Source organism: Streptomyces sp. NPDC001156 (assembly GCF_053598275.1).
The window spans coordinates 1-11,374 of record NZ_JBSFJX010000236.1 but is presented as its reverse complement, the minus strand read 5'-3'; the positions used below and the strand labels follow the sequence as shown (position 1 = coordinate 11,374).

Annotated in this window: 8 protein-coding genes and 3 pseudogenes; 5 read left to right on the top strand and 6 right to left on the bottom strand. The window is 67.1% G+C overall.

Annotation, left to right across the window (positions count from 1 at the left end; all coding sequences use genetic code 11):
• Positions 1-322 precede the first annotated feature (322 nt).
• Positions 323-1,525 (bottom strand): IS110 family transposase, encoded by a 1,203-nt coding sequence (locus ACWDA7_RS44985; protein WP_450612963.1) that lies wholly within the window; start codon positions 1,523-1,525, stop codon positions 323-325.
• 338 nt (positions 1,526-1,863) lie between these two features.
• Here ACWDA7_RS44985 and ACWDA7_RS44980 point away from each other — a divergent pair.
• A pseudogene (locus tag ACWDA7_RS44980) lies at positions 1,864-2,322 on the top strand (integrase core domain-containing protein); the annotation flags it as partial.
• 107 nt (positions 2,323-2,429) lie between these two features.
• Here ACWDA7_RS44980 and ACWDA7_RS44975 read toward each other — a convergent pair.
• Both ACWDA7_RS44975 and ACWDA7_RS44970 read right to left on the bottom strand, forming a co-directional pair.
• Positions 2,430-3,404, bottom strand: a complete 975-nt coding sequence (locus tag ACWDA7_RS44975) for a zinc-binding alcohol dehydrogenase family protein (protein ID WP_450612961.1) — start codon at positions 3,402-3,404, stop codon at positions 2,430-2,432.
• A gap of 461 nt (positions 3,405-3,865) precedes the next feature.
• A pseudogene (locus tag ACWDA7_RS44970) lies at positions 3,866-4,117 on the bottom strand (IS701 family transposase); the annotation flags it as partial.
• Positions 4,118-4,751: 634 nt separating this feature from the next.
• On the opposite strand from ACWDA7_RS44970, the gene ACWDA7_RS44965 reads away from it, so the two are divergent.
• Both ACWDA7_RS44965 and ACWDA7_RS44960 read left to right on the top strand, forming a co-directional pair.
• Complete coding sequence (locus ACWDA7_RS44965) at positions 4,752-5,030, top strand: hypothetical protein (protein WP_450612959.1); 279 nt, start codon at positions 4,752-4,754, stop codon at positions 5,028-5,030.
• Complete coding sequence (locus ACWDA7_RS44960) at positions 5,008-5,181, top strand: hypothetical protein (RefSeq protein WP_450612957.1); 174 nt, start codon at positions 5,008-5,010, stop codon at positions 5,179-5,181. The genes ACWDA7_RS44965 and ACWDA7_RS44960 overlap by 23 nt, the downstream gene beginning before the upstream one ends.
• A gap of 1,152 nt (positions 5,182-6,333) precedes the next feature.
• Here the strand turns inward: ACWDA7_RS44960 and ACWDA7_RS44955 are convergent.
• Positions 6,334-7,032, bottom strand: a complete 699-nt coding sequence (locus tag ACWDA7_RS44955) for a hypothetical protein (protein WP_450612964.1) — start codon at positions 7,030-7,032, stop codon at positions 6,334-6,336.
• Between the two features lie 89 nt (positions 7,033-7,121).
• Between ACWDA7_RS44955 and ACWDA7_RS44950 the strand changes: the two are divergent.
• Positions 7,122-7,250, top strand: a pseudogene (locus tag ACWDA7_RS44950) (IS5/IS1182 family transposase); the annotation flags it as partial.
• 290 nt (positions 7,251-7,540) lie between these two features.
• On the opposite strand, the gene ACWDA7_RS44945 reads toward ACWDA7_RS44950, so the two are convergent.
• Complete coding sequence (locus ACWDA7_RS44945) at positions 7,541-9,244, bottom strand: IS1634 family transposase (protein WP_450612956.1); 1,704 nt, start codon at positions 9,242-9,244, stop codon at positions 7,541-7,543.
• Between the two features lie 389 nt (positions 9,245-9,633).
• A complete protein-coding gene (locus ACWDA7_RS44940; RefSeq protein WP_450612954.1) occupies positions 9,634-10,362 on the bottom strand; it encodes a COG4705 family protein in 729 nt (242 codons plus the stop codon).
• A gap of 454 nt (positions 10,363-10,816) precedes the next feature.
• On the opposite strand from ACWDA7_RS44940, the gene ACWDA7_RS44935 reads away from it, so the two are divergent.
• Positions 10,817-11,374 (top strand): transposase (locus ACWDA7_RS44935; RefSeq protein ID WP_450612952.1); only part of this gene is annotated, 558 nt, incomplete at its 3' end.

Here is an 11,374-nt window from a genome sequence, read left to right as displayed (position 1 = left end):
AATCGCCCGGGAAGTTCCCCGCCCCCATAGCAAGGCAGGGACGCACCGCATCCAGCCCAGATCCGCCAGGTTCGAGCTGGTGACGAGTAAGGAGGTGTCAACGCCGGTTCCTCGCGTACTCCTTTCCGTCTCGCTTGCCGGGCCCGCACCATCTGGCAGTGCTGATACGTCCCGGCTTTGTCAGAGCCGCTTGCCACCCTCCCCGGCACCTCCCGGGTCGGGCTGCCCTCAGCTTCAACCGCCCTGCTGCGACAGGTCGGCGGTGGCGTCCTTTCACCGCCACTCGAACAACTCGCGCTTCACGGCGCACCTATGTCTTTAGTCAAGCGAGGCGTGGGGTTCTGGGTTCGTAGAAGGTGCCGTCGCGGAGCATCGCGAACAGCACGTTGATCCGTTGCCGGGCGAGGCGGAGGAGTGCCTGGGTGTGGGTCTTTCCTCTGGTCCGGCACTTGTCGTAGTAGGTGCGGGAGGCGGGATCGTGCAGGGCGGCGAATGCGGACAGGAACATCGCGCGTTTGAGTTGCCGGTTGCCGCCGCGGGGTGCGTGTTCACCGTGGATCGAGGTCCCGGAGGACTTGGTCGTGGGGGCGAGGCCGGCGTAGGAGGCCAGGTGGGCGGCGGTGGGGAAGCTGGTGCCGTCGCCGACGGTGACCAGCAGTGTGGCGGCGGTCCTGACGCCGACGCCGGGCAGCGACGTCAGGACCTTGGAAAGAGGGTGATCCTCAAGCAGGGCGTTGATCTGGGCTTCGAGTGCCCGTCGCTGTTCGTGGACGGCGCCGAGTGAGCGGGCCAGCGACGGGATGACGATGTCGAGGGTGCCGGTGCCGGGAACAACGACGGTCTGCTCGTCGAGGGCCTCGAAGACGTCGTCGATCAGCCGCTTCGCCATCCGGGGCGCCTTGGGCCGGATGACCTCGACGAGCCTGCGGCGGCTGGCTTTTCGCAGCGCGGCCGGGGATCCGTGGCGTTCCAGCAGCCAGGTGACGGCCTGGTGGTCCAGTCGTGGCCCGAGCACACGTTCCAGGCTGGGGTGGAACTGGGTGAGCAGGCCGCGTATCCGGTTGGAGGTGCGGGTGGCCTCGGCTGCCAGGTCCTGGTCGAAGCCCACCAGAACGGTCAGCTCGGCGGTGATCTCGTCTGTCAGCTCCAGCGAGCGCAGGGTGTGCGGCATCGTGCGGGCCGCGTCGGCGATGACCGCGGCGTCCTTGGCGTCGGTTTTCGCCTCGCCGGGGTAGAGGTCGGCGATCCGGCGCATGGCCAGGCCGGGCAGGTAGGCGACCTTGCAGCCCGCGTCGCGGGCGACCGTCAGGGGCAGGGCGCCGATCGAGGCGGGCTGGTCCACGATCACCAGCACGGTGCCGAACTTGGTCTTCAGCTTGGTGAAGACGTCCCGCAACTTCGGTTCGGTGTTGGGCAGCTGCTTGTCGAAGACCTTCTTGCCGGCCGGGGTGAGTCCGTGCCCGTGATGGGCGCTCTTGCCGACGTCCAGGCCGAGGAAGACGCCTATCTCGTCGCTGTCGTACAAGCCGTCCTCCCGAACGGGTTTGTGCGTGCTGGCCGGGGCGTTGGCGTCGTGCGCGCATCCACGTTATGCAGACCTGCCGCCCGCAAGCGGCCGGGCGTTGCGCCAGGCCAGGCGGTAGTCGGACCTCTCATCAGCGTCTCCAACGGCGCCTCGCGGGCCCGGTGACACCACCCCCCAGGTCATGCCTTCGACAGGGGGGAACAGTCATGCCGGGCCCGGAGGCCAGCGGCCCTCTTGCAGGACCGCGAAGAAGATAACGGGGGTCATGGGGGTCACCGTCGCCAGCGCCGGCAGGAACATCAGCACGGACGACTCCGACATGAGGCGGCCGCACTCTCGCCACCGTGCACCCGACCGCCAAATGGCTCGTGCAGCTCGGACGCAATCTCCTCATGGACCTAAAGGACGCGGGCAGCAGGGCCAGATTCTTGGTCCGGGACCGAGACTCGAAGTTCACCGCCGTTTTCGACGCGCTGCTGGCCGATGCCGGGCTGAAGGTCGTCACCACCGGCATCCGGATACTGCGGATGAACTCCGTCATGGAGCGCTGGATACAGACCTGCCGCAGGGAACTCCTGGACCGCACTCTGATCTGGAACCAGAGCCACCTCCTCCACGCACTGCGCCAGTTCGAGGCCTTCTACCACGGGCATCGACCGCACCGAGCGCTGAAGCAAGCCGCTCCTGTGCGCCTGCTACCCGAACCGATCGACCTGCCAGCGCAGATCGAGCACCTCGATGTCCACCGACGAGACCGACTCGGCGGAACCCTGCACGAATACCGGCACGTTGCTTGACCAGGCCGGATGTTTTGTCGGCGCCCGCAGTGGTGTGTGGCTTGGTCGGTCGCCGGGAGGGGCGTCTCCGTCCGGTTGTGTCGGTTTCGTTGGGGATGGGTGGTGGGTCAGTCGTGGACGACGACCATTTTGCCTTTGGCTTCGCCGGCCTCCATCACGCGGTGTGCTTCGTGTATTTCGTCGAATCGGAACACGCGTGAGGGTTTGGCTGTGAGGCGGCCTGCTGCCACCTGTTCCGCGATGGTTTGGAGGGGTACATCGGACAGGGGGAAGCTGGGTGTTCCGAACACGAAGCTGCCGAAGAAGGTGAGGTAGACGCCGCTTGCCATTTGCAGGAGGGGGTTGAAGTCGCGGATCGGGTCGAGGCCGCCGAGCCAGCCCGCCAGGCATGCGCGGCCGCCTCGGCGGAGCATGGCGAGGGAGTCGAGGATGGTGGTGTTGCCTACGAGGTCGAGTACTGCGTCGATCTGTTTGGCTTCGGTGATCCGCTCGGAAAGGTCGGGGCCTTCGAGTTCGGCTCGTTCTGCGCCGAGTCTTTCCAGCAGGGTGAAGCGTTCGCGGTTGCGGGAGGTGCCGATGACGCGTACGCCGGCGTTCACCGCGAGGTTGATCGCGGCTTGGCCGAAGGCGGAGGTCGCTCCGCGGATGACCAAGGTTTGCCCCGGGGTGATTTCCAGATTGCGGAACAGGCACGTCCAGGCGGTTGCGTAGGTTTCGGGGATGACGGCGAGCTCGGCCCAGGACAGGTCGGACTCGATGGCTGCGACATTGGATGCCGGTGCCCGGGTGTATTCGGCGTAGCTGCCGTTGATGGTGCGTCCGAGGCCGCCCATCAGTGCCGCGACCTTCGTACCGGTGGGGAACTCACCGCCGGGGCAGGATTTCACCAGGCCGACGCACTCGATGCCGCTGACCTTGGCGGCCTCGGCCCACTCGCCCCTGCGCATATATATCTCGGCGTGGTTGAGGCCGAATGCTTTGATTTCGATGACGACATGACCGGCCTTGGGCTCGGGCTCCGGTAGCTCCGTGTAGACGAGGCTGTCTGGTCCACCGAACTTTTCGATGACGATGGCGCGCACAATTCTGCTCCGGGTTAGACGAAACCCACTTTTTCACACTAGCTCAGGCGCTCGCGGCTCGCGATCGGACTGGTTCGACGCTGTCCGCGGCGGTGCCGGCCGTGCGGGGCTTGGGTCGGGTGTGGGTCGTGCGCGGCGTTCGGGTGCGGACATCGCATGGCCCTGTCCCGCTTCGGTGGTAGTGCAGGGTGAGGGGAGGGGTGGTGGGTGTCGTCGACGTGGCGTGCGTGAGGTCAACGAGGTGGTGGATGTGGTGTTTCGGGGCCGGCCCCGCTGGTCGTCGAGGATGTGATCGACGGGGGCGGGGGAGTTGGATTGTGGTGTGGGCGCGGACACTGCAGGACGCGGCCGCCTGCCCGGTCTGCGGGGCCCGGTTGGCTGGTGTGCACGGCAGTCACCGACGGACGGTGGCCGACGTGCCGGTGGAGGCCGCGAGTGGTGGTCCGGGTGCCGGTGCAGCGCTCGAACCGGGCCCTCGACAACAGGTGCTGCAGCCGATGCGGCCCGCAATGCCCCAACGCCTGCCCGAGCGTCCAGCAGTTCCGCGTGTCCACTTCCAACAGCAACCCCGCGACCAGCTCCGCCGCCGTCGCGCGGGGCTCACGCCGCACGAAGCAGCCGGCGATCGCATCCATTACCGTCCCGAACACTCGGCCCCATGCCTGCTCGGCTATTGTGACCTCCGCGGCCACCTGTTCCTGATGACTCGTCACAAAGCATCATGATCACGGTGGCCGTCCCCCTACCGCCCCCACCCCCGACAAGCTGCTGACCAGCCAAGACGCCGGAACTACAGCTGCCGTGTCTGACGCCCCATCGCTACCCTGCCTAATACTGCAACCATGTGGGTGTGGCCTCGGCGTTTGTATGAGAGCGTCGGGCTCGGGCCTGGCTGGGTCGTCGGAAACGTGACCAGCCACAGTCACAGGTCCTCTCATGACCCATCTGGCCAGCCGTCACCTTTGCCCGCATCTCGGGGGAACCTGGTCTTCTCCGTCAGCGTGCTGCGGGTCTGCGACGTGGCCGTGTGGATGCGTCATCGCATGGATCACCAGGAGCTCGACTGCGCCTGGCAGTGACCTTACCCAGGCGCTTGTAGAACAGGTACGGCAACTGGACCAGCAGGGTCGGTCAGCGAAGGCGATCGCCAGAACGCTGGGGGTGGGCGTCAGGGATGTCGTCGGGGTGCTCAACGGCGCTGTGCAGGTCTCGGTGTCGGGCCGTGGCGAGCCGCGTTGCTGGGTGAACGCCGGCTGGAGCCGTAGTGTGGATCTCGGGGGTAGGCCACAGGGGACAAGCGTTGACCCGGGGGCTTGCGACGTCGAGGAGGTAGGCGGCCTTGTCGCCGTGCTCGTCGCCGCGGACAGCGCACGCTCCGCGAAGGCCCAGGTTGCCGGGTTCCTGCTGGATGTGTGGTGCCTGGGGGTGAAGAACGCGCTGCCTGCGGAGCCGATGACCCCAAGTCAGCTGGCTGCGCACCGGCACGCCTACTTCAGCGCCTTCGAGGGGCATGTGCAGGTTCCTGCCGAGCTTGCCCGTGCCCTGGTGTTCGGCGCCGCCGACTACGCCCGCGAGCTCGGGTTCGCTCCCGAGGCGGACTTCGATGCCGCCGCCGTTGTGCGGTGAGCCGGCCGGTCCCAGCCCGATCCGCTTCGGTCGTGATGACAAGCCGTTCTACGTCAACGGCCCCTACGACGATCCCGAGGCGATCATGCGGACCTTGCGACAAGCCGTCGGCGACGACGGTTTCCACTACACCCTCGCCTTCCCCGAGTAGCCGCGGCGGCGTCGGCTGTTCCGGGCGCGCCGGTAACCGTGTGGGGCGCGTGAGGCGGCGATCATCGCCGCCCGATTTCCCCCGCTGCCGCAGGCCAGCAGACCGACGCCGAAATTCAGACCGTCCAGCAAGCCTGGGCCCAAGCAGGACTCACCCACGCAGCGTGATCACAACAGGCCCGCCAAAACCGCGAAACTCAAGTTGGGTAGGGGACATTCCGAACTCCCAGGTCAAAACGGGTTCTTGTCGGTTCCGAGACAACCAACTCCGACCTGACCATCGACCATGAAGGCCCGACCACGATCACGTTCGGGACACGAGCCCGTGGTCGGGCCTGTGAGGTCGGGCCCGACCACGAGTGGGGAGGAGGTCGGACGCGATCGAGCGCATCACTGGGGTGAGGGCCTGGGGGTGCGGGTAGCCGGCGGCAGCGTTCCCGGGACGGCACAGGGGAAGAGCCCCCCTGGCATGGGCGTGGCGCCGGCCGGGGAATCGGATTGCGCACGCTCGCCCGGGTGCGTGCGCAGTCCTACGGGCGATGTCGCCTGCCGGTGTGCGCAACGGGCTGTACACGGCGACTGCGCACAATCCCGGGGCCCGGTGCGCAGCCGCATGCGTAACGGACCCTTCGGCCGCGCAGCCACGATTGCGCACTCGTCCGCCGCAGGGGCCGGACACCTGTGGTCGGCCCGACCACAGGCCTGACCAACGGGTCAGCCGTCCCTGGGCGAGGCGCAGCCAATGAGGCGAAAGGCTCGCGCGGCTCGTGGCGAGGTGTTGTCTGCACGCCGTTGCGCAGACGGCCGCAGCCTGCCCTGGCAGGCGATTGCGCACCTCGGCATCTGGGCTGCGCAACCGCACGGATGGACAGCCGGATCCGCGCATCTGGTCGCGTATCCGCTCTCTCAATTCGACTGTGCAGGAGTCTCGACCTTTTGCGGGGTGAAGGGATGCCGTGCCTGGACGCCGATGGGCCGCTGTCGGGGTGGTGCAGCGAGCCTCCAGGCGGTGCCCGGAAGACGTCATGCAGGTCGGGAACGTTCGGGCGGCCGGTGTGAGGTGTCCTCTGGATGGCACTGGCACGGTTGTATTTCTGCGCCACCGTCAGATTGCTTTTGCGGGCGCCTGACCTGCTGAGCAGACCGCCGTCTTCTACCTTTTGGGGCTGCGTTGTGCGGCCTGTTGGAGGATGCGTTGGCGGGTCCATCGCCGGCGCGCGCCCTTTTCGGTGAGGGCGTCGGGGGTTTCGAGGAGGGGGAGGTTGCCTTGGGCGAGGCTGCTGCTGAAGGAGTTGACGCTTTTGAATCCGAGGAGGGCTGCGGCCTGGGTTGCTCCCAGGAGTTCGTCGGGGTCGCCGTCGGCGGGGACTTCGGGCAGGGGTGGTGCGGCGCGTTTGGCTCCGCTGCGTTTTCCGCGGCCTGGGCGGGTGGTCATCCAGTCCAGGAGGGTCTGGGCCCGCCACAGTTGGCGGCGGTAGGGGTTGTCGGGTGTGCCGAGTTCCTCGGTGAGGTCGGGGTCGGGGAAGTAGCCGGGGTGGTCGCGAACGTAGGTGGTGACCTGGTTGGGGTTCTTGTAGCCGAGGAACCGGGATGCTTCAGCGGCGTTGAGGAGCGCGTTAGGCTCGCGCGTGGGTGGGGTGTGCTGACGGAGCCGGGCGGGCTGGCGCTGGGCGAACCATGCGGTGACTTCGCTGTGGTTCCACAGGCGGGCGCGTCCGCGTGTGCCGGCGACTTCGGGGAAGCCATTCTCGTCGCGCTGGTTGTAGAGCATGCTGATCCGGGCGGGCGACAGTCCGTGTTCGGCGGCGATTTCCGCGGCGTCGGTCAGGCGCGGCGCGGATGGTGTGGCCATGGCGGAGGTGTCCATCCCGTCCGTGAGGAGCCGGCCTGCCCGGCTCGCAACGCTCATAATGGCAGGGGTTTGGGATGGGGGTCCAGCCGATCGCCTGGCTCTTCGGCTACCGCCGCCTCACCGTCGGATACGAACGAAAGGGCTCGCAGTTCCTCGCCTTCCTCGGCCTGGCCGCCGCCCTGACCTGCTACAAGAAGCTCGCGAAACTCGCCACGTGAGACACCCTCTCAGTCAGCCCTCCACGGAAAGTGAGCCAGAACCCGAGAATTGACGTCACCGACGGCAGTGCCGCCGGAGTACGACAGAGCAGACCGCGCTCTTGATCATTGGCCGCTAAACTCCCGGGGTTCGGATGGTGGGCCGACCATCAGCGACGTACTGCGCATTCGTGATGCCTGAGTTCCACAGTTAGCGGTGTCGACCAGGGAACGAAAACGTGGGTTGACCTGCGGAAACGCCTGTGAGCACGCCGAGATGGCGTGTCACTAGGCGGGGGGATAGTGCCTGGTCAGCGGCCTGCGGTCAGATCGATGATCTTCTTGGGTGGGGTGACGTTCAGGGCGGTGAAGATGTCGCGCTGGGGCTTGGTGAGGTCGGTGGACTGGCGGAAGGTGCCGGCCGGGCCGGTGTAGGTGACGGCGTGCAGGCGCTGGAGTTCGGCGCGCAGGCGGTTCCAGGTCTGGCCGGTGGAGGTCTCGGCGACGCGGATCAGCAGCAGGGCGAGCCAGCAGAGCAGGACGTGGGCGCGGATGCGGTCCTCGCGGCGGTGGTAAACGGGGCGGAGATCGAGAATTTGCTTCATATCGCGCCAGCCGCGCTCGACTTCCAGGAGTTGTTTGTAACCCAGCGCGATGTCCTCGGCCGACAGCTTCGGATCCGAGGAGCGCAGGAGGTACTTCCCGTCGAGGTTGGCCTCGGCGGCGATCTTCTTCTTGTCCACCCGCAGGAGGCCGCTCGGGGTGGTGCGCAAGAACCGTTTCAGGCCGGGCTTGGTGGACAACACCCCGGCCAGCTTGTCGCGTTCGGGCCTGGGCAGCTTGTCCGTGCCCTCGATCGCCTCGGTGAGCTGGATGACCATCCGCTGTCGGATCGCGGCGTCGCGGGTGGCCTGGTCGGGGTTGAAGCAGATCACGAACCGGTCGTCGGTTCCGATGTTGACCTCCTTGACCTGGAGGTTGTCACGCACGGTCGCATAGCGGCCCTGCCGTGAGAGGGCGGCGCGTACTTCGGGTGATCCGGTGCGGAGTTTCTCGCCGATGATGTAGCCGCCGCCTCCGCGCATCAGCGCCCGGCGGTTGGCGGCGGAGGTGAAGCCGCGGTCGGCGACCCACACGATCTTCGACAGCGTCCACTCGCGCAGGTCGTCGCGGACCTGCCGGATCAGGGCCTGGTCACCGGTGTTGCCGGGCCAGGTCCACACCCGCACCGGGATCCCGTCGCGGGTGACGGCCATGCCGATGACGACCTGGGGCAGATCGTCGCGGGAGTCCTTGGACTTGCCGTGGGTGCGGAACCCGTCGTGCCGCACCGTGTCTTCGGCCGGCGCGTCGGCGGCCAGGCGCTCGCCGTGTTCGTCGCGGGCGACAGGTTCGTCGGCGTCCTCGGTCTCGAAGTACGTGGAGGTGGTGTCGAAGAACAGCAGGTCCACCTCCAGGTTGAGCAGGTCGGTGACCTGGAAGTACGCCTCCTTGGCCAGGGCCGGCTCGATGGTCAGCAGGTAATCCATGGCTCGGTAGCAGGCTTCGTCACTGATCGCCTCCAGGCCGTCTATGTGGACGTCGTCGGCGATCCACTCGGTCGCTGCGAGCTTGCTGGAGGCAGCCAGGGCCCGGTTGGCGACCAGTGCGAACAGGACCCGCTCGACGCGCGGATCCAGCCGCCGCCCGGCCAGTTGGCGGTGCACGACGCCGTCGAGGCCGAGCCGGTGCCACAGTCCGTCCAGCGCGTGCACCCCGCCCCACGGCCTGGAACTGATCAGTGACAGGTCTCCCGAGCCGGTCGCGGCCAGCGCGGACGCGGGGTCCAGCAGCTTCGAGAGCGCGCCGACCAGCCGGCGCACCGCCTCGCGGTCGAGCTCGTCCTCCCGGCCGAAGGAGTGCAGCACCTTCGTACGCGAACGCCCCACGGCCGGGTCCCACTCGTTGTGGGCCAGCTGCAGATACCGGACTGTCTGCCCGTCCTTGTTCCGCCGGGACGTCGTCTTCACATACATGCCGCTAGACGATACGCGCATCATTCCAGGTCACAGGCATGGGAGTGACAAAATCGTGCCACTAGGCGTTTTTGGACTTTCGCGCTAGGTGCAACCGTCTGACCTGCACCGATGCCCTGCCACACTCCCGAGAACCCCGCTCAACTGTGGAACGCAGGTGATGTAGACGGTCTGTTTCCCTTTGTACCGACCGTGGCGACCCACTTGTCGCTGTGAACGGGATTCACTGGTCGGGCATGCTGGAGATGTCGGACCGGCGCCACGGGCCCTCCCCGGCGCGCAGGGGTCCGCGCCGGTGAAGGGTTGTAAGGCAAGGCCGCCGGCTGGAGCACGATGGTGCGGGTGCCGTCCGACCCCACGAACACTGCGCGGAAGTACAGCGTGTTCGTTCATCCCACCTCGGGAAGCGGGTTCTGCCGGGCGGTCTCCGACCGGTGCCGGGTGATGACCAGGGCGAGGACGGCGACCAGTACGGACCCGGTGGCCAGGCTCATCGGGCCCGTCCCGAGGTGGAGGCCGTCGCCGTAGGGGGCCGGAACTCCGAGCCAGTCGGCGAAGGACGCACCGAGCGGGCGCGTGATGGTGTAGGCGAACCAGAAGGCGAACACCTCGTTGAACCGCAGCCACCGATACCCCGCGGCCGGCAGCAGAATGACCGCGAGGAACACGAACGTGGACGCGAGGGTACCCAGGCCGAGCGGGCCGGCGGCGAAGTCACCGGCAGCCGTGCCGAGGGCGAAGGTGAAGATGACGGTGAGCCAGTAGAACACCTCGCGCGGACGGGTGTTGATGGAGTGCATGTCCAGCGTCTTCTGGCTGGTGTACCAGGCGATGAACACCACTGCCTGCAGGCCCAGCAGCATGACCGTGGAACCCCACAGCGGCATTCCGAGGTTCAGGTTCAGGTAGTCGGCCGACATGGTGCCGAAGATGCTGACGGCGGTCACCGTCAGCCAGTAGACGACCGGGATGTACCTCTTTGTGGCCACTTGCACGATCAAACAGCCTGCCAGGAGGGTCATGGCCATGAGAATGACCGCGTTCCTCCCGATGTAGGCGTTGAAGAAAACGTAGTCGGAGAATGCCTCTCCGAATGCCGTCGTCCCCAGCTTCGCCACCCAGAATATGAGCGTGACTTCCGGGACTTTGGTCAACAGACCCGGTTGGACTCCGCGCATGGCCGTGCTTTTCTCCACGAGCATTCTTTTCCCTTCGCCGGCCTGGGGTTCCGTCTGACCTCGGGTGCTCCGAAGAGTAACTTCGATCATTCACGTGCGCGCGCCGGCGTGAGTGGTTCGGCTGGAGTGTTCGATTTCTGACAGTTCGTTCCGTGGGCTGGTTGTTGCGGGTCAGGCCGGTGAGCCGCGTGTCGTCGCGGTGGTCGTCGGCGTCCATTCGCCGAGGGTGCTGCGGGTCTCCTCCTTCCGGTGCGCTAGGAGCGTGTCTCTGTAACCGGCGACCCGCGCGCGGTACGTGATCATTCGTACGGGCTGATTTTGGTATGCGTGGTGGGGATGGGCTGTTCGAGGTCGAGCCGGTCGAGAGAAGCGGCCGCAGGGCCGCCCGGCAGCGGTGGACAAGACGTTTCGGGCATTCGATCCGCACCAGGTCCTGCTGCTGCCGCCGTCGCTGGCCGAGTGGCTGCCCGAGGACCACCTGGCACGGTTCGTCGCCGACCTGGTCGATGAGGTGCTCGATCTTGGGCCGGTGCTGGCGGACTACACCGAGAAGCGCGGCTACCCGCCCTACGACCCGCGGCTGATGGTGCGGCTGCTGATCTACGGCTACACCACCGGCATCCGCTCCTCGCGGGCGATCGAACGCCGTTGCGTCGATGACGTTGCGTTCCGGTTCCTGGCCGCCGATCAGGCCCCGGACTTCCGCTCGATCGCCCGGTTCCGTCGCCGCCATCTTCACGCGCTGGCTGACCTGTTCCTCCAGTCGCTGCACCTGGCGCAGAAGCTGGGCATGGTCAAACTGGGCCGCGTGTCCGGACCCCAGACGAGCCACAGGACGCCACAGGAGGAGCAGCAGCGTGGACCGCAAGCCGTCCTCGCGGCGCCGACGGCTGTTGAAGGCGCGGCTGGCGGAGCGGGACGGGGCGTCGTGCTGGTACTGCGGCGCCGTGTT